We start from the raw sequence: 16,812 nt of genomic DNA on the forward strand, positions 1-16,812 counted from the left end.
ATGCCATGAGGTTGAGCTGTCGCCGCCTTTCATGAATGGCGGCGACAGCTTTCCTTATCGCGGAACACTGTCAATGTGGGCAACCCAGCGCCGGTCGAGGTAGACGTGGTACTCATTGACTGCCGGGGTGTGGACCATCAAGCGCTTCGGTTTGACCACATACAACTTCTCCGAGGCCAGGAGGCGGCCGTTGCCGGGATCGATAATCAGGACGCGTCGCTCAGACCAGCCTCCGGCGTAACTGCAATCAGTGGTGACGGCCTGACCGATTCGCCCGCCTCGATCCTGGACCTGCCCCAGTGAACGAACCTGCGCTTGAGTGGCCAGGAGCCGCCACACAGAAGCAGCTGCCCGCGGCTCGACGACTTCGTTGAGATGGACGTCGGCGACCGCGCCGACCAGCCGATAACTTAGGGGCTCTTCACCGTGCTGAGGCTGCTCCAGCAGGCGGCGCTCAAGCTGCGCGGCATCGAACTCGGGATCCAGCCACTGAGGGCGTGCTCCCTCCTGCTGGGAATCCTCGCTTCGTTCGCCTGGTCGATGTGTGATGGAGCGCCGGGTGCCATCCGGTGCCCAGAGCCTCTGAACAGTCTCCTCCGAAAGCTCCGGAGTGCCCTGCCCGTTCCGCACTGACGCGTTGAGGTACCAATCTCGAGTCTTGGTGTAGGCGACCGACCCCGCGACCGGACGTTCGCTGCTCTGACGGTCGGCGGCAGTTGCCAGCTTTAGCAACACCGGCTCGGCGGGAGGGAGGTCGGCGAGCTCGGGAACATCCCCTCCTGACGCCAGCTGATAGTCCAGTGATCGCGGCGTTTCGATGTGGTCCTCATCGCCGTTTCCTTCCACGGCCGACAACGCAACAGCAGTGGTGACGGTCAGGGCGACGGCGCCCGCACCGGCCAGCAGGACGCGCCGACGGTTCGCGTGGGGCCCACTCGGTGCCCTCTCCCGCGCATCGCCGCGGGTCCGCGGTTCTGTCAGGATCTGCTGCAACAACGCCCGCGCACGCTCTTCGCGTTCCTGCCGTGCGGGGCCCTCCAGTTCGGCGGGTGTCAAGGGATCGCTTGTCGCCACCAGGTCACGACCGTCCTCAGTTCTCATATGCCACTCCCTCTCCGTGAGGCGGTGCGTTACGGTCCGCGTTCACACCCCGCTCGCCCGATACGTCCAGCGCGGTCTCCAATCGCTGCCGAGCACGCCTAATACGGTTGGCCATCGCCGACGGCGAACAGCCGACCACACGCGCAGCCTCACTCGCGCTCAAGCCGTCCCACCCGACCAATTGCAGAGCCTCCTGGTCCCGAAGTGACAAGGTGCGCATCGCCGTCACCAGGTCCGGCAACGCCATACCGGCATCCGGATAGTTCCCACTGACCGGTGCGGGTGCTCGGGCGAACTGACCGAGTTTGGCGACCAGCCGATCGCCGCGCCGCCTACGACGCTGCTCGTTGGCCACCACTTTGCGCGCCACCCCAAGCAGCCAGGGCAGCACATCCCCACCACCAGCCGGCACTTCACCCAGACGCCGCCAGGCGATCAGGAACGAGTCAGCCGCTACATCGAAGGCCGCATCGGGGCCGACGCGCCGCGCGCAGTACCGCCAGACCGCCTCATGGTGACGCCGGAAGATCTCAGTGAACTGCTCCTCAAGGTCCACCACCTTCCCTCCTCGCCCCTAACATGTCCGGCAGTCCCTGACCTTCACCAGATGTGACCCAGGTCACTTTCATGTCGAGTGGGGTGACGGCACCGGCTCCGGATCCGCAGAAGCTCTGAACGCCGACCATGTCGGCAGGGCTCATGCTCTGGGGTTCCCACCGATGGTCGCCCTCCCGCGGCACCCTCACAAGGCCCCTGCTCACGCTGTCGCGCTCAACCCGCCGACAGCGCCGGATTGCGGGCAGACGCCAGCTGTGCTGTCGGGGTTCCGGACTGAGTCGTACGGCTGCCACGGCTCGGGCGGATGCGTTGTTCGAGCTGGTCGAGGCGGTGTTGTGCACGGATGGGCCGATGAGGACGTAGGTGGATTTTGGCGCTGGCGCCAGAGCATCGGCGTGGTCATGACGCGGTGAACCGGGGCCGCATTGATGGGCGCGGCTGCGCTGGGCGCTGGCGGGTTGCAGTTGCTGCGGGCATCTGATGGATCCCGGGCCGACCGTATTCGTTCGTCGCGCGTCGGAGACCGGTCGGACCTCGTGGACCGCGCTGGTGGACGCCGTCCGCCTGGCGCGGATCCGGCCGGTGACCCCGGCCGGGTACGCCGGGTCGTCGATCGGCCCATGGTGGAGGTGTGGGACGAGTCTTCGGAGCCGGTCGTGATGAAGGCGCCCGATGTCGCGGCGCAGGGCGGGCGCGGGGTCTTCATCGTTGATCAGCTCGTGGACGACTGGAGCGTCGAGGGTCTCACCGAGGGCGGGAAGCTGGTCCGGGTCGTTCTGGCACGTTCCCAGGGGGTCAGCGCCAGGCGTGGCGGACCTTGAGGCGGCCGAAGCCCATGGAGCCGGAGATGCGGATCGTCGGGCCGTCCGGGCGGGTGCTCCGCCGGGGCTTGTAGGCGGTGGCCTTCCAGGCGGTCTCCAGGCCGTCGATCTCGACGGTCGAGTTGCGCGGGACGACGATCCTGGCCCGGCCGGTGGTGAGGCGGAGCTCGATGTCGACCTCCGGATGCTCGAAGACCGCCCGGGACATGTCCAGAGTCACCCGGCCGAACGCGGACTCGACCTTGAGGTGGCGGGGCACGCGCCAGGCGCCGCGCCGCTTGATGCGTCCGGTGATGGCGCCGATCGAGGACGTGCTGACCTTCTCTTGCGGAAGGGAGTCCAGGGCCTGCGCGAGGTCGCCCTGTGTCCTGGCGGCGAACGCCCGGTCGAGACGTTCGTCCATCTCCTCGTGCGAGATGTGCCCTTCGGAGTACGCGTTCTGCAGGCGTTTCACGGCTGATTCGCGGTCGGTGTCGCCGATTCGTGACGAGGGGGGTTCGGGCGTAAGGGGCACACCCGCACTGTAACGGCGGCGGGAACCTGGTCGCCGTCCGCCTCATCTCATGAACGGGAGGGATGAGCGTGCCTGAGGGTTATCTGGGTCGGCTGACGGTCATGGGGTTCTTCTTCATGGCCGTCGGAGTGGTGTTCGCGGTGGCTTTAGCGGCCCAGGCCGACTGGAGCGGGGTGGGGTTCACGGCGCTCTTCTTCGGCGGCTTGTCGGCGGCGTCGTTCCTGATGCGCCTTCTCATCGGGTTGCTGGTGTCGTCCATCTCGGAACGGTCGAGACGGCGGCAGTTCGAACGCCGCTGGCGCCGGACGTAGGTCAGGAGAACTCCAGTTCGGGGACTACGGAGTCTCGGCCTGTCAGCCAGAGGCCGAGGGCTTCGCGGGTGCCGCGGACCTCGCCCTGGTTGGCGGTGGGGAGGGCGACGGGGCGGTGGCCGTCGGTGGGGATCAGGCGGTAGCGGGCGGTGCGGCGGTTGAGCCACATGCTGAGCTGGAGGCCCTCACGGAAGATCGCGGTGGCGACGGGGTCGGGGACGTCGCGCTTGAGGCCGAGGCCGCGGATGACGTCCTGGTGGTGGACGCCGAGGTCGCCGAGGAGGATGCCGGCGGCGAGGCGGCTGGTCATGGACGGGTGGGCGGCCCAGTGGCGGGCCCACTCCATGAGGCGGTCGCGGGACACGCGCCGGGCGCGGTCGGCCTGGGCCTGGTTGGCGTCGTTGACGCGGATCCCGTACGGGAGGTAGGAGCCCAGGAAGTGGTCGAGGCCCACCACGTGGCCGAGGACGTCGCGGGGCGCCCACTCGGAGCAGAGCGTGGTGCCGTTGTCGAAGTCGTCGTCGGTGAGGCCGTCGAGGGTGTCGATCAGGCGGTGGCGCTCGGCCTTGAGTTCGTTCTCGTAGGGGAGTGCGGGCATCGTGGTCGATCCCTTCGTCACGCCGGGATCGACCACGATACGCAGGTGCCCTCGGGGGCGGGCACCGAACCCCTGATCCAACGAGGGGTCAGACCTCGGCCTTGAGCTTCTCAGGGTTCTGGCCGGTGCCCTTGGCCCACTGGTGGGCGGCCGCCCGGGTGGCCAGCAGGCGCGCCACCTCCATGCCGACGCCCATCAGGACGGCCCAGCCGATGGCCTCCTTCAGCGCGACGTCGGGCGACTCGGGGTTGGTCGGCGGCTCCTTGCCGGTGCTCTTCTTCCAGGCCAGGGTGATCGCCTTCTTGGCCACCCAGCCGCCCGCGAAGGCGGCGGCACCCGCCATCAGGCGCCAGCCGATGTCACCTTTGTCCGCCATCGTTCCTCCACTACCTCGGATCTGATTCGACGCTACCGGAACACCGTGCGTCCCGGGTGACGTGCCCGATCGCCCCGGCGGCGGGTTAATTGGCATGCGTGCACGCCCGTTGTCAATACCATTGGGACATGACAGAACAGCCGCGTACGCCGAACGTTCCCGCCAAGCCCTCCCTGGACGGCTTGGAGGAGAAGTGGGTACGCGTCTGGGAGGACGAGGGCACCTACCGGTTCGACCGGACGCGGGAACGCGCCGAGGTCTACTCGATCGACACGCCCCCGCCCACGGTCAGCGGGTCCCTGCACGTCGGCCACGTCTTCTCCTACACCCACACCGACACGATCGCCCGCTTCCAGCGGATGCGGGGCAGGGCCGTCTTCTACCCCATGGGCTGGGACGATAACGGCCTGCCGACGGAACGCCGCGTGCAGAACTACTTCGGCGTGCGCTGCGACCCCTCGTTGTCGTACGACCCGGGCTTCGAGCCGCCGGACAAGCCCGACGCCAAGCGGCAGATCCCGGTCAGCCGGCGCAACTTCATCGAGCTGTGCGAACGCCTGACGGAGATCGACGAGAAGGCGTTCGAGGACATGTGGCGCCGGGTCGGCCTCTCGGTCGACTGGAACCACCTCTACACGACCATCGGCGACGAGTCGCGGACGGCGTCGCAGCGGGCGTTCCTGCGCAACCTCGCGCGGGGCGAGGCGTACGTCTCCGAGGCGCCGACGCTCTGGGACGTCACGTTCCGCACCGCGGTCGCGCAGGCCGAGCTCGAGGACCGCGACCACCCGGGCGCGTTCTACCGGCTGCGTTTCCACGGGGACGACCGGCCCGTCTACATCGAGACGACGCGGCCCGAGCTGCTGCCGGCGTGCGTCGCGCTGGTCGCGCATCCGGACGACGAGCGTTACCAGGAGCTGTTCGGCACGACGGTGAAGACGCCGCTGTTCGGTGTCGAGGTGCCCGTCCTGGCGCACCGGCTGGCGGAGCCCGACAAGGGGTCGGGCATCGCGATGATCTGTACGTTCGGCGACGTCAACGACGTCACCTGGTGGCGCGAGCTCGACCTGCCGACGCGGGCGGTCGTCGACTGGGACGGCCGGCTGGCCACCGAGCCGCCGCCCGGCGTCCCGGCGCACCCGTACGACGAGCTGGCCGGCAAGACGATCTTCTCGGCCAAGGAGCGCGTCGCCGAGCTGCTGCGCGAGTCCGGTGACCTGGACGGCGAGCCGCGCAAGATCGTCCGGCCGGTGAAGTTCTACGAGAAGGGCAACAAGCCGCTCGAGATCGTCACCACCCGGCAGTGGTACATCCGCAACGGCGGCCGGGACGCCGACCTGCGGGCGCGGCTGCTGGAGCGCGGGCGCGAGATGGTCTGGCACCCGCCCTACATGCGGGCCCGCTACGACAACTGGGTCGAGGGCCTGGCGGGCGACTGGCTCATCTCGCGGCAGCGGTTCTTCGGCGTGCCGATCCCGGTCTGGTACCGGCTGGACGGCGCGGGCGAGCCGATCTACGACGACCCGATCGTGCCGAGCGAGGCGTCGCTGCCCGTCGACCCGTCCTCGGACGTCGCGCCCGGCTACACCGAGGACCAGCGCGGCAAGGCGAACGGCTTCATGGCCGACCCGGACGTGATGGACACCTGGGCGACGTCCTCGCTGACCCCGCAGATCGCCGGCGGCTGGGAGCACGACCCGGACCTGTTCGGCCGCGTCTTCCCCTACGACCTGCGGCCGCAGGCGCACGACATCATCCGGACCTGGCTGTTCTCGACGGTCGTCCGCGCGCACCTGGAGCACGGCTCGCTGCCCTGGTCCGACACCGCGCTGTCGGGGTGGATCCTCGACCCCGACCGCAAGAAGATGTCCAAGTCCAAGGGCAACGTGGTCACGCCGATCGCGCTGCTGGAGGAGTTCGGCTCGGACGCGGTCCGCTACTGGGCGGCCAACGGGCGGCCGGGCACCGACACCGCGTTCGACACCGGTCAGATCAAGGTCGGCCGGCGGCTCGCGATCAAGATCCTGAACGCGTCGAAGTTCGTGCTCGGCTTCGGCCCGGCCGACGGCGACCAGACCGGCGGCGACCCGGCCGCCGACGGCGCGGCCGTGACCGAGCCGCTCGACCTGGCGATGCTGGCCGCGCTGGCCGCCGTGGTCGACGAGGCGACGGCGGCCTTCGAGGGGTACGACTACACGCGGGCGCTCGAACGCACCGAGCGTTTCTTCTGGGAGTTCTGCGACGACTACCTGGAGCTGGTCAAGGCCCGCACCTACGGTGAGGGCCCGGCGGCGCGGTCGGCGCGCACCGCGCTGCGCGCCGCCCTGTCGGTGATGTTGCGGCTGTTCGCCCCGCACCTGCCGTACGTCACCGAAGAGGTGTGGTCGTGGTGGCGTTCGGGCTCGGTCCACCGCGCCTCCTGGCCGGACGCGGCGGACCTCCCGTCCGGCGGCGACCGGGACGTCCTCGCCGTCACCGCCGAGGCGCTGCGCCAGGTCCGCAAGGCCAAGTCCGAGGCCAGGGCGTCGATGCGCGCCGACGTCTCGCGCGCGGTCGTGCGCGGTGCCGGGACCGGCCGGATCGCCCAGGCCGACCTGTCGGCCGCCGGGCGCATCGCCGACCTCGTCCTCACCGAGGAGCGGTCGGACGCCCTCGCCGTCGACGTCGCCCTGGCCGAGCCCACCGCGTCCTAGGGAGCACCCGGGGTGTCGGCGTCGGGGTCGGCCACGCCCACGGCCTGGAGGGCGCCGCCCAGGACGCGGACGGCCAGGTCGCGGACCTCGTCGCGGGCGAGGTCGTCGCCCTCGAGCCAGGAGTACGTGGCGCCCTCGACGAACGACAACCAGCCGTCGAGGGCGACGCGCAGCGTGGGGCGCGGGGCGGCCGAGCCGATCAGCCCGTACGACATCGCGGTGAGCAGCCGCCGCCGCGCGCCGCGGTAGAGGGCGAAGACCTCGGCGTCGACGCCGACGCCGCCGCTGGTGACGGTCTGGAACGCCGAGCGGTGCGTCTCGGCCCACCACAGGAAGCCGTCGAGGGTGCGGATCAGCCGTTCGGTGGGGGACAGGCCGTCGAACTCCTCGGCGAGCGAGCCGAGGATGCCGGCGGCGCGTTCGATCAGCGCCAGGAACAGCCCGCGCTTGCTGCCGAAGTAGTAGTAGATCAGGCCCTTGGCGACCCCGGCCTCGCGCGCGATCTCGTCGATCGACAGCAGGTCGTACGGCCGGTCGGCGAACAGGCCGGCGGCGACGTCGAGGATCGCGGCGCGGCGTGCCTCGCCCCGTCCGGTGGACGCGGGCAGGGGCTTGTCCGGACCGGCCGCGGTGGTCATCGCGCCAGCATATTCGACTCCGGTCCAATTGGCCGTCGCGCACTCTTGACTCAAGTTCAACTTGCTCCCCATATTAGATACCGAATCCAATTACCGGTGCGAAGCGGACGGGAGCGAGGCGTGACGCTCACACCCAGGGTGCGCAAGGTGAAGGCGGACGGGGTCAGGCTGGCCGTGCGGGAGTACGGCCCGGCGCCGCGCGACGGCACCCCCACCGTCGTCCTCGTGCACGGCTACCCGGACACCCAGGCGATCTGGGAGCCGGTCGCGGAGGTCCTCGCCGCGCGGTTCCACGTGGTCACCTACGACGTGCGGGGCGCGGGCGCCTCGGGCCGGCCGCGGCGTACCAAGGCGTACGTGATGGACGTCCTGAACGACGACCTGCGCGCCGTGGCCGACGCGGTGTCGCCGGGCCGCCCGGTTCATCTGGCCGGGCACGACTGGGGGTCGGTGCAGAGCTGGGGGGCGGTCACCGGCGGCCGGCTGGACGGGCGCGTCGCCTCGTTCACCTCGATCTCCGGGCCGTGCATCGAGCACTTCGGGCAGTGGGTCCGCGACCGGCTGCGCCGCCCGACGCCGCGCCACCTGGCCCAGCTCGCCGGCCAGTTCGCCCGTTCCTGGTACCTCGCGTTCGGCGCGATCCCCGGAGTGCCGCGGCTGGCCTGGCGGCTCGGCGGCGCCCGGCTGTTCCCGGTCGTGATCGAGCGCATGGAGCGCATCGAGCACCGGCCCGCGCCCACGTTCCTCAAGGACGCGCTGTACGGCATGAAGCTCTACCGCGCCAACGCGCTGCGCTTCCTGCGCCCGGGCACGCTGTGCGGGACCGACGTCCCCGTGCAGGTCATCGTGCCGACGCGCGACGCGTTCGTGTCGCCGCACCAGTCCAAGGACGTCGGGCGGTACGTCGGGAGGCTCTGGCGGCGCGAGCTCGCGGCCGGCCACTGGGGCGCGGTCCGCAAGGACCCCGCCCTCGTCGCGGGCTGGATCGCCGAGTTCGTGGACCACGTCGAGGGCGCGCCCGAGGCGGCCGGGCTCCAGGCGTGCCGGGTGCCGAACGTCACCGGGATCACAGTGGGGAGTCCGGCGTGAACGCCTGCGCGCCCGGGTTCCCGTCCTACATGATCGCTGCGAGGGAGGGCGGACGATGAGCGGGCTGGACGAGCGGCATCCCACGATCACGCCGCGCCGGGTGAAGTTCGACTGGTCGGACACGCCCCTGCACTGGATCCCGGGCGAGCCCGTCGCCACGCACTTCATCAACGTGCTGCACCTGCTGCTCCCGGCGGGCGAACGCTGGTTCGTGCACGTCTACAAGCAGGCGCTGCCCCTGGTCGAGGACGACGAGCGGCTCCGCGGGGAGGTCAAGGGGTTCATGGGCCAGGAGGCCGTGCACGCCTACTCCCACCAGGGCGTGCTCGACCGCCAGATGCTCGCCCAGGGCCTGGACCCGCGCCCCCTCACCATCAAGATCGAGTGGTTGTTCCGGAACCTGCTCGGCGACCGGCGCCCGTTGCCGGTCGTCTCCCGGCGGCAGTGGCTCAACTTCCGGATCGGGATGATCGCCGGGATCGAGCACTACACCGCGGTCCTCGGCCAGTGGATCCTGGACGCGCACGAGCTGGACGAGGCGGGCGCCGACCCGACGATGATGGACCTGCTGCGCTGGCACGGCGCCGAGGAGGTCGAGCACCGCTCCGTGGCGTTCGACGTCTTCCAGCACGTCTCGGGCGCCTACTGGCGGCGCTTCCTGGCGTTCTTCGCCGGCGTCCTGGCGCTGCCGCTGTCGGTCTACTTCGGCGCCGCGTACCTCTGCCGCAAGGACCCGACCCTGAAGGGCGTGCGCCCGCGGATCCGCGACTACCGGCGGGCCGTGCGCCGCGGCGTCTTCCCCAGCAACCGCTTCATGATCAAGGCGGCCGGGGCCTACCTGCGGCGCGGCTACCACCCGTCCCAGGAATGCTCGACGCAGAAGGCCCTCGACTACCTCGCGACATCTCCCGCCGCGCTCGCCGCGGGCCACGAGGCGGGCAGGTCCGCCTCCTGACGACGTGGCGGGCGGGCCTCGGCATCCGCGCCGTCGAGGGCCGCCCGCCGCCCCCGCCCAGCCGTCCAGACCCCCGCTCGTACGCCCGCCCGCGTCCCACCGGGCGGGCGTACCCGCGTCCGGGGTCAGGAGGCGCGCCGGGCGAGGGCGGCGAGGAGCTCGCGGGTGCGCTTCTGCTCCTCCTCGGGGCCGAACGGCATCGCGACGAGGTCGGTGGCGCCGGCGTCGGCGAGGCGGCCGATCTCGCGTTCGACCGCGGTCTCGTCGCCCACGATGACGGTGTCCTGCGGGCCGGCCGCGTTGCCGCGGTCCATGATCGCGCGGTAGGCGGGCATCTCCCCGGCCATGCCGAAGGTGTCGGCGACCCAGGCGCGGCGCGCGTCCGCGTCGTCGGTCACGCCGACGAACGAGGCGGTCACCACGCGCGGCGCGGGCCGCCCGGCCGCGGCCTTGGTGATCTTCGGAACGATGTGGCCCTCGATGACCTCGGGGCCGGACCACAGGACGATCGTTCCGTCGGCGAGCTCGCCCGCGACGCGCAACATGGCGGGCGCCAGCGCGGCGACGAGCACCGACGGCGGCTCGGCGCCCGGCGCCACCACGTCTCCGGCCGCCGTCAGCGTCTCGCCCTCGTAGTCGACGGTCTCGCCGCGCAGCAGGGGGGCCAGCGCGGTCAGGTACTCGCGCATCCGCAGCGCCGGGCGTTCGAACGACAGCCCGAACTGGCCCTCGATCACGTGCCGGTGGCTCACGCCGAGGCCGAGGGTGAGCCGGTTGCCGGTCGCGCTCTGCACGGTGAGGGCCTGCGCGGCCAGGGCCAGCGGGTGGCGGGGGATGGTCGGCACGACGGCGGTGCCGAGCTCGATGCCGGGCACGGTGCGGCCCGCCACCGCGAGCGAGGTGAGCGCGTCCCAGCCGGGCCGCTGGCCCATCCAGGCCCCGGCGAAGCCCTCCTCGGCGGCCTGCCGGGCCTCGTCGACGACGGCGTCGAGGGGGACGCCCAGCTCGTTCAGGAACAGCCCGATGCGCATGCGGTACCTCCGGAGGATTAAACGGAGGAAATTCCTCCGCATGGCCCGACGGTAACATAGGCGGAGGAATTTCCTCCAGTTGTGGCGGTGGGCATGGTTTTGCGCGCGGACGCGCGGCGTAACAGGGACCTCCTCCTCGAGGCGGGCCGCGCGCTGATCGTGGAGCGCGGCGGCATGCCGCCGCTGGAGGACATCGCCGAACGTGCCGGAGTCGGGATCGGCACCCTCTACCGGCGGTTCCCCGAACGTGAGCAGCTGATGATCGGCATCTCCGCGCACACGCTGCGGCAGGTGGTCGCGGCCGCGCAGGCCGCGTGGGACGAGGAGCCGGACGCCTGGAGCGCGCTCAGCCGGTTCGTGCGGCGCTGCGTCGAGCTCCGCATGGGCGTGCTGAGCTCCACCGTCGACCCGGAGCTGCACACCCGGATCCGCCGGGACCCGGAGGTGTCGGAGGTCCGCGGGCAGATGGTCGACCTGCTGGCCCGGATGGTCGAGGGCGCGCAGGCGGACGGCGTGATGCGCGAGGACGTCGGGCCCGGCGACATCGGCATGCTCATCAGCGTGCACGTCCACCAGGCCGCCGACATCCCCGCCGAGCTGGCCGGCGCCGTGCCCGGACGGCTGGCCGGGCTGATGCTCGACGGCCTGCGCGCCCGGCCCGGCACGCCGCTGCCGGGCGCCGCGATCAGCGGCACCGACACCGAGCCGGCGGGTGGCGCACACTAACCGAACGGGATTCCGTTTTGCCGGGGCAGGCATTAGCGTAAGTGGACGCTGACCGCGTCTCATCGAGGAGCCGCCTTGTGACGGATCTTGACGAATACGGCCGGAGCGCCCGAGCCTGGCTCGACGCCAACGCCGCCGATCTGCCCCGCGAGCCCGACCTGCCGACCGCCCGCGCGTTCATGGCGCAGTTGTACGACGCCGGCTACTCGGGCATCACCTGGCCCGCCGAGTACGGCGGCCAGGGCCTGACGGCCGCCGAGGAGCGCGCGTTCCAGCAGGCCGCCCGCGACGTCACGCTCCCCGTCGGGGTGTTCGGGATCGGCTTCGGCATGTGCGGCCCGACCCTGATCTCGATCGGCACCGAGGAGCAGAAGAAGCGGTACGTCCGGCCGCTGCTGCGCGGCGAGGAGATCTGGTGCCAGATGTTCTCCGAGCCCGGCGCCGGGTCGGACGTCGCGTCGTTGCAGACGCGCGCCGTGCTCGACGGCGACGCCTGGGTGGTGAACGGGCAGAAGGTGTGGACGTCGGTCGCCCGCCAGGCCGACTACGGCCTGCTCATCGCCCGGACGAACCCCGACGCGGTGAAGCACAAGGGCATCACGATGTTCATCATCGACATGCACGACCCCGGCGTCACCGTCCGGCCGCTGCGCGACATGACCGGTGAGTCGCACTTCAACGAGATCTTCTTCGACGACGTCCGCGTCGCGCCGGACCAGATCGTCGGCACGGTCGACGAGGGCTGGTCGGCCGCGGTCACCACGCTCCTGCACGAGCGCGTCTCGATCGGCATGGGCGCCGCCCGCACCGAACGCCCCGCCTCGTTCGCCGCGGTGTCGGCCGCCGCGCGCGACCGCGGCATCCTGCACGAGCCGGGCGTGGTCGACCAGCTGATCGACCTCTACCTCCAGGAACGCGCGTTCGACCTGTTCAACGCCCGCCTCACGCAGGAGGTCAAGGCCGGGATCTTCCCCGGCGCGCGCGGCTCGATCGCCAAGCTGCTGCTCGCCGACCTCACCCTGTCCAGCGCCGACATCGCCAGCGAGATCCTCGGCCCGGACAGCGTCGCCTACGACGACGAGGGCAAGATCGCCCGCGCGCTCGCGTGGGGGCCGGGCATGGCGCTCGGCGGCGGCACCAACGAGATCATGCGCAACATCATCGGCGACCGGGTGCTCGGCCTGCCGCGCGAGCCGCAGGTGGACCGCGGGATCCCGTTCCGCGATCTCAAGGTCGGCACCCAGACGAAGGAGGCGGGCCAGTGAGGCTCATCCCGACCGACGAGCAGAAGGACCTCGCCGAGTCCGTGCGCTCGTTCCTCGCCGGCACCTCGCCCATGGCGCGCGTCCGGGAGATCGCCGAGTCGCCCGACTCCTACGACCCGGACGTGTGGCGCCGCCTGACCGGCGAGCTCGACCTCGCCGCCCTCGCCGTGCCCGAGTCGCACGGCGGCGCCGGGGCGGGCCACGCCGAGGTCGCCGTCGTCATGGAGGAGCTCGGCGCCGCGCTCACCCCCGCCCCCTACCTCGCCTCCGCGGTCCTCGCCGTGAACGTCCTGCTCGAGGCCGAGGCCAAGGACCTGCTGCCCGACGTCGCCGCCGGCCGCACGGTGGCCACGTTCGCCGTCCCTGTCCCCGGCGGCCCGGCCCTCACCGCGGACGGCGATCTCCTGAACGGCGCCGCGCCGCGCGTCCTGAACGGCGCCGACGCCGACCTGATCCTCGTCGCCGCGAACGCCGACGGCGGCCTCGGCCTGTTCGCGGTCGAGCCGGGCGCGGCCGGCCTCACCCGGACCCCGCTCACGACCCTCGACCTCACCCGCCCGCAGGCCACGCTGACGTTCGACGGCACCCCCGCCCGCCGCGTCGGCCCCGCCGACGCGACCGAGGCGGTCTCCCGCGCGCTCGACCTGGCCGCGGTCGCGCTCGCCGCCGAGCAGCTCGGCGGGTTGCGGCACTGCCTGAACACGATCGTCGAGTACGCCAAGCTGCGCGTGCAGTTCGGCCGCTACGTCGGCTCGTTCCAGGGCGTGAAGCACAAGCTCGCCGACATGCACTGCACGCTCGAACAGGCCGAGTCGATCGTCCGGTACGCCGCGTGGGCCGCCGACGAGAGTCCCGACGAGCTGCCCCTCGCCGCCGCGTTCGCGCAGTCGTACCTGGGCCGCGCCTACTTCCAGGTCGCCAAGGACCATCTGCTCCTGCACGGCGGCATCGGCTTCACGTGGGAGCACGACGCGCACCTCTACTACAAGCGCGCCAAGAGCGACGAGCTGCTGCTGGGCCCGCCGCGCCTGCACCGCGCACGGCTCGCCGAACGGCTGGGCCTGCTCGGCTGAGTAGGCTGCGGGGGTGCGATACAAGGCGGTCATCTTCGACTATTTCGGCACCCTCACCGTGGCCAGCGCACCCGAGGAACGGGTCGCGGCCGTCTCCACGGTCGCGGAGACGATCGGCGCTCCGGTGGAGGAGTTCCGCACGTTGTGGTGGCAGACGTGGCCCGAACGCTGCGTCGGCGACCTGGGGGACTTCTCCACCGCGCTCGCCGAGATCGCCTCGCGGATGGGCCTGTCCCCGTCCGCCGAGCAGCTCGCGGAGGCGACCGAACGGCGCCGCACCCGCGAACGCGCGTTCCGCACGTTCCGGCACGACGCCGTCTCCACGCTGCGGCGACTGCGCGAGTGGGACCTCGGCGTCGCGCTCGTCAGCGACTGCACCGACGAACTCCCCGACGAGTGGGACGGCGAGGCCGTCGCGCCCTACATCCAGGTGCCCGTCTTCAGCTACACCGCGCGGATGCGCAAGCCCGACCCGCGCATCTACGCGCTCGCCTACGAGGGCCTCGGCGTCCGGCCCGCCGACTGCCTGTACGTGGGCGACGGCGGCAGCAACGAGCTCAAGGGCGCCGAGGCCGTCGGCATGACCGCCGTCCGCGTCCTCGACGACGGCGTCGAGCACCACCGCTTCGAGCCCGTCGACTGGCCCGGCCCCGAGATCACGTCCCTGTCCGCCGTCCTCGACCTGGTCAGCACACCTTGACGGTGACGACCTTCTCGGCGGTCGACGGGCTGTGCAGGATCAGGCGGTAGGTGTAGGTGCCCGCCGTGTCCTCGTGCTGCGAGTTGGAGATGGAGAAGTTCGGGTCGGCGGTGGTGCTGACGGGGTGGCCGCGCCCGAGCCGAGGTGGACCACGCCCTGGCCGCCCATGCCCAGCCGCCCGGTGAGCCGGTACGGGCGGGCCGCCTGCGGGTCTTCGGGGCGCAGCGGCTCGGCTTCAGGCATGGGAATGTCCACCGTCAGTGATTCACCAGGCACAGGGGAGGTGCTTGATGCCGTTGATGAAGTTGGAGAAGAGCCGGTCGGGCCGCCCGGCGGCGTGGATGTCGGGAACGCGGGTGAACAGCTCGCGGAACATGACGGTGATCTCGCGGCGCGCGAGGTTGGCGCCCAGGCAGAAGTGGGGGCCGGGGCCGCCGAACGCGACGTGCGGGTTGGGGGAGCGGGTGATGTCGAAGACGTCGGGGCGCTCGAAGACCGCCTCGTCGCGGTTGGCCGAGTTGTAGAAGAGCAGCACCTTGTCGCCCGTCCGGTACTGCTGCCCGTTCATCACGTGGTCGCGGGTGACCGTGCGCCGGAACTGGATGACCGGCGTGGCCAGCCGCAGGATCTCCTCGATCGTGCCGGGGATGTGCTCGTCGAAGTCGCCGAGGAGCAGGGCGCGCTGCTCGGGGTTGTCGGTCAGCAGCTTGAGGCCGTGCGACATCGCGTTGCGCGTGGTCTCGTTGCCCGCCACCACCAGCAGGATGAAGAACGAGCCGATCTCCTGGTCGGTGAGGGACTCGCCGTCGACGTTCGCCCGGACGAGGGCCGACACCAGGTCGTCGCCGGGGTGCCTGCGCCGCTTGCGGGCCAGCTTCATCGCCAGGTGGTTGAGCTCGTAGCCCGCGGTCATGCCCTTGGTGAGTCCGAAGAGCACGCCGCTGCGGGTGATGCCGGTGCTGACGAACTCGCGCCCGCCGGTGTACTCCGGGTCGCCCAGGCCCAGGATGACGTTGGTCCGGTCGTAGACCATCGGCCGCTCGCGTTCGGGGATGCCCATCATGTCGCAGATGACCTGCACCGGAAGGCGCGCGGCCACCTCGGTCACGAAGTCGCACGGTCCCTGGGCGAGCAGGTCGTCGACGATGCGGGTCGCGGTGGCCTGGAGGTCGGTCTCCAGCTTGGCCAGCACCCGCGGGGTGAACGCGCGGGACACGATCCGCCGGATCTTGGCGTGCCGCGGATCGTCCATGTTGATCATCGAGCCGAAGTAGCGCGCCATGTACCGGGGCAGGTCGGCGATGCTGTTGGAGCACGGCTCGCTGCTGAAGACCTCCGCGTTGCGGCTGGCCTCGACCACGTCCGCGTGCCGGACGAGGGCGTAGTAGCCGGCGCCCGACTTGATGAACGGGAGCTTGAGCTCGGGGTAGAAGGCGGGCCCGTCCTTGCTCCGGAGCTCGGCGAACGCGGCGAGCCGCTCGCGCTGCGGACGTCCCCAGAACTCCAGGTCGGACAGGTCGACGGTCGGGTCGAGTGTCTCGATGGCCACGGTGCCCTCCTCCGAATGCCGTTCGGTTTCTATCGAACCGACCGCCGCCCACCCCCGTCAATACCCGTTTCGATCAGACGGCTCGATCGATCGGCTCGATCAGGTGGCGGCCGCCGCGACGATCCGGCGGTGCAGCACGGCGCGCTCGACCGCGGTCCAGGCCGTCGAGACGACCAGGTACACCCCGGCGGCCAGCGGCACGAACGCCGCCATCACCACGGTGCCGAACGGCAGCAGCCGCGCCACGTTCCCCATCGGCCCCTCCACGGTCACCCGCCGCGACGACCACCACGCGACCAGCGCCAGCAGCGCGAACAGCCCGAGGAACACCAGCGAGGCGGGGGAGAGGATCCCGCCGCCGAGCACCGAGAGCCAGTTCTGCCCGAGCGGCGCCGCGAGCAGCGTGTGGGCGAGGAGCGCGTTCTGGTGCCCGGCGATCGAGGCGGACACGAAGAGCCGGTACATGACGTAGAAGAACGGCCACTGCGCGAACATCGGCAGGCACCCCGCCAGCGGCGTCGCGCCCTCCTTCGCGTACAGGTCGGCGGTCGCCTGCTGGAGCTTCTGCGGGTTCTTGGCGTGCTTCTTCTGGAGCGCCCGCACCTGGGGCAGGAGGCGGGCGCGGGTGCGCTCGCCGCGCGCGGCCGAGACCGCGAGCGGGAGCAGGAGCAGCCGCACGGCGGCGGTGAACACGACGATCGCGGCGACGGTGGCGAGCTCGCCGGTGAACGGGGACAGCGCGCCGGCCAGCCCGGTCACCAGGTGGTAGGCGGCGGAGACGGGCGCGTCGAACACGGACGTGAGAGACATGGGT

Annotated in this window: 17 protein-coding genes; 8 read left to right on the plus strand and 9 right to left on the minus strand. The window is 71.3% G+C overall.

The annotated features are described in order from the left end of the window. Positions 1–54: 54 nt before the first annotated feature. From ABZ810_RS32825 to ABZ810_RS32835, 3 genes are all read right to left on the minus strand, one after another. Positions 55–1,101 (minus strand): hypothetical protein, encoded by a 1,047-nt coding sequence (locus tag ABZ810_RS32825; protein ID WP_358409883.1) that lies wholly within the window; start codon positions 1,099–1,101, stop codon positions 55–57. Next, a complete protein-coding gene (locus ABZ810_RS32830) occupies positions 1,091–1,660 on the minus strand; it encodes a sigma-70 family RNA polymerase sigma factor (RefSeq protein ID WP_358409885.1) in 570 nt (189 codons plus the stop codon). The genes ABZ810_RS32825 and ABZ810_RS32830 overlap by 11 nt, the downstream gene beginning before the upstream one ends. 794 nt (positions 1,661–2,454) lie before the next feature. Beyond that, positions 2,455–2,994 carry a DUF1707 domain-containing protein gene (locus ABZ810_RS32835; protein ID WP_358409886.1) on the minus strand — a complete coding sequence of 180 codons (540 nt, stop codon included), beginning with the start codon at positions 2,992–2,994 and terminating at the stop codon, positions 2,455–2,457. Between the two features lie 62 nt (positions 2,995–3,056). On the opposite strand from ABZ810_RS32835, the gene ABZ810_RS32840 reads away from it, so the two are divergent. Continuing rightward, complete coding sequence (locus tag ABZ810_RS32840; protein WP_358409887.1) at positions 3,057–3,305, plus strand: hypothetical protein; 249 nt, start codon at positions 3,057–3,059, stop codon at positions 3,303–3,305. A gap of 1 nt (position 3,306) precedes the next feature. Here the strand turns inward: ABZ810_RS32840 and ABZ810_RS32845 are convergent, their stop codons facing one another. Continuing rightward, on the minus strand, positions 3,307–3,924 hold the full coding sequence (locus tag ABZ810_RS32845; RefSeq protein ID WP_358409889.1) for a maleylpyruvate isomerase family mycothiol-dependent enzyme: 618 nt from the start codon (positions 3,922–3,924) through the stop codon (positions 3,307–3,309). 67 nt (positions 3,925–3,991) lie between these two features. Next, positions 3,992–4,279 carry a DUF4235 domain-containing protein gene (locus tag ABZ810_RS32850; protein WP_358409890.1) on the minus strand — a complete coding sequence of 96 codons (288 nt, stop codon included), beginning with the start codon at positions 4,277–4,279 and terminating at the stop codon, positions 3,992–3,994. A gap of 128 nt (positions 4,280–4,407) precedes the next feature. Here ABZ810_RS32850 and valS point away from each other — a divergent pair, with 128 nt between their 5' ends. Further along, entirely contained in the window at positions 4,408–6,972 is a 2,565-nt protein-coding gene (valS, locus tag ABZ810_RS32855) for a valine--tRNA ligase (RefSeq protein WP_358409892.1), read from the plus strand. On the opposite strand, the gene ABZ810_RS32860 is transcribed toward valS, so the two are convergent. Beyond that, positions 6,969–7,610 carry a TetR/AcrR family transcriptional regulator gene (locus ABZ810_RS32860; RefSeq protein WP_358409894.1) on the minus strand — a complete coding sequence of 214 codons (642 nt, stop codon included), beginning with the start codon at positions 7,608–7,610 and terminating at the stop codon, positions 6,969–6,971. The genes valS and ABZ810_RS32860 overlap by 4 nt on opposite strands. A gap of 120 nt (positions 7,611–7,730) precedes the next feature. Here ABZ810_RS32860 and ABZ810_RS32865 point away from each other — a divergent pair, with 120 nt between their 5' ends. After that, positions 7,731–8,699 (plus strand): alpha/beta fold hydrolase, encoded by a 969-nt coding sequence (locus ABZ810_RS32865; RefSeq protein ID WP_358409896.1) that lies wholly within the window; start codon positions 7,731–7,733, stop codon positions 8,697–8,699. Between the two features lie 55 nt (positions 8,700–8,754). After that, the gene (locus tag ABZ810_RS32870; RefSeq protein ID WP_358409897.1) at positions 8,755–9,654 is read left to right on the plus strand and encodes a metal-dependent hydrolase; all 900 of its coding nucleotides are present in this window, start codon (positions 8,755–8,757) and stop codon (positions 9,652–9,654) included. 125 nt (positions 9,655–9,779) lie between these two features. On the opposite strand, the gene ABZ810_RS32875 is transcribed toward ABZ810_RS32870, so the two are convergent. Next, positions 9,780–10,685: a TIGR03564 family F420-dependent LLM class oxidoreductase gene (locus ABZ810_RS32875; RefSeq protein WP_358409898.1), complete on the minus strand. Its 906-nt coding sequence runs from the start codon at positions 10,683–10,685 to the stop codon at positions 9,780–9,782. Between the two features lie 93 nt (positions 10,686–10,778). On the opposite strand from ABZ810_RS32875, the gene ABZ810_RS32880 reads away from it, so the two are divergent. The 4 genes from ABZ810_RS32880 (at position 10,779) to ABZ810_RS32895 (ending at position 14,449) form a co-directional block, all read left to right on the plus strand. Beyond that, on the plus strand, positions 10,779–11,411 hold the full coding sequence (locus tag ABZ810_RS32880; RefSeq protein ID WP_358409969.1) for a helix-turn-helix domain-containing protein: 633 nt from the start codon (positions 10,779–10,781) through the stop codon (positions 11,409–11,411). Positions 11,412–11,488: 77 nt separating this feature from the next. Then, on the plus strand, positions 11,489–12,676 hold the full coding sequence (locus ABZ810_RS32885; protein ID WP_358409899.1) for an acyl-CoA dehydrogenase family protein: 1,188 nt from the start codon (positions 11,489–11,491) through the stop codon (positions 12,674–12,676). Continuing rightward, entirely contained in the window at positions 12,673–13,749 is a 1,077-nt protein-coding gene (locus ABZ810_RS32890; RefSeq protein WP_358409901.1) for an acyl-CoA dehydrogenase family protein, read from the plus strand. The genes ABZ810_RS32885 and ABZ810_RS32890 overlap by 4 nt, the downstream gene beginning before the upstream one ends. Positions 13,750–13,762: 13 nt before the next feature. After that, entirely contained in the window at positions 13,763–14,449 is a 687-nt protein-coding gene (locus tag ABZ810_RS32895; RefSeq protein ID WP_358409902.1) for an HAD-IA family hydrolase, read from the plus strand. 265 nt (positions 14,450–14,714) lie between these two features. Here ABZ810_RS32895 and ABZ810_RS32900 read toward each other — a convergent pair whose 3' ends face one another. Together ABZ810_RS32900 and yidC are read right to left on the minus strand one after the other, a co-directional pair. Further along, the gene (locus ABZ810_RS32900; RefSeq protein WP_358409904.1) at positions 14,715–15,998 is read right to left on the minus strand and encodes a cytochrome P450; all 1,284 of its coding nucleotides are present in this window, start codon (positions 15,996–15,998) and stop codon (positions 14,715–14,717) included. A 99-nt stretch (positions 15,999–16,097) separates the two neighbouring features. After that, positions 16,098–16,808, minus strand: a complete 711-nt coding sequence (yidC, locus tag ABZ810_RS32905) for a membrane protein insertase YidC (protein ID WP_358409905.1) — start codon at positions 16,806–16,808, stop codon at positions 16,098–16,100. Between the last annotated feature and the right edge of the window lie 4 nt (positions 16,809–16,812).

Source organism: Spirillospora sp. NPDC047279, assembly GCF_040643285.1.
Lineage (GTDB): Bacteria > Actinomycetota > Actinomycetes > Streptosporangiales > Streptosporangiaceae > Spirillospora.

What these genes read in the sequence shown, in the direction of transcription:
- ABZ810_RS32825 (WP_358409883.1), bottom strand. Translation starts at nt 1,101, where the DNA reads ATGAGAACTGAGGACGGTCGTGACCTGGTGGCGACAAGCGATCCCTTG.
- ABZ810_RS32840 (WP_358409887.1), top strand. Translation starts at nt 3,057, where the DNA reads ATGAGCGTGCCTGAGGGTTATCTGGGTCGGCTGACGGTCATGGGGTTC.
- ABZ810_RS32850 (WP_358409890.1), bottom strand. Translation starts at nt 4,279, where the DNA reads ATGGCGGACAAAGGTGACATCGGCTGGCGCCTGATGGCGGGTGCCGCC.
- valS (WP_358409892.1), top strand. Translation starts at nt 4,408, where the DNA reads ATGACAGAACAGCCGCGTACGCCGAACGTTCCCGCCAAGCCCTCCCTG.
- ABZ810_RS32860 (WP_358409894.1), bottom strand. Translation starts at nt 7,610, where the DNA reads ATGACCACCGCGGCCGGTCCGGACAAGCCCCTGCCCGCGTCCACCGGA.
- ABZ810_RS32870 (WP_358409897.1), top strand. Translation starts at nt 8,755, where the DNA reads ATGAGCGGGCTGGACGAGCGGCATCCCACGATCACGCCGCGCCGGGTG.
- ABZ810_RS32875 (WP_358409898.1), bottom strand. Translation starts at nt 10,685, where the DNA reads ATGCGCATCGGGCTGTTCCTGAACGAGCTGGGCGTCCCCCTCGACGCC.
- ABZ810_RS32880 (WP_358409969.1), top strand. Translation starts at nt 10,779, where the DNA reads ATGGTTTTGCGCGCGGACGCGCGGCGTAACAGGGACCTCCTCCTCGAG.
- yidC (WP_358409905.1), bottom strand. Translation starts at nt 16,808, where the DNA reads ATGTCTCTCACGTCCGTGTTCGACGCGCCCGTCTCCGCCGCCTACCAC.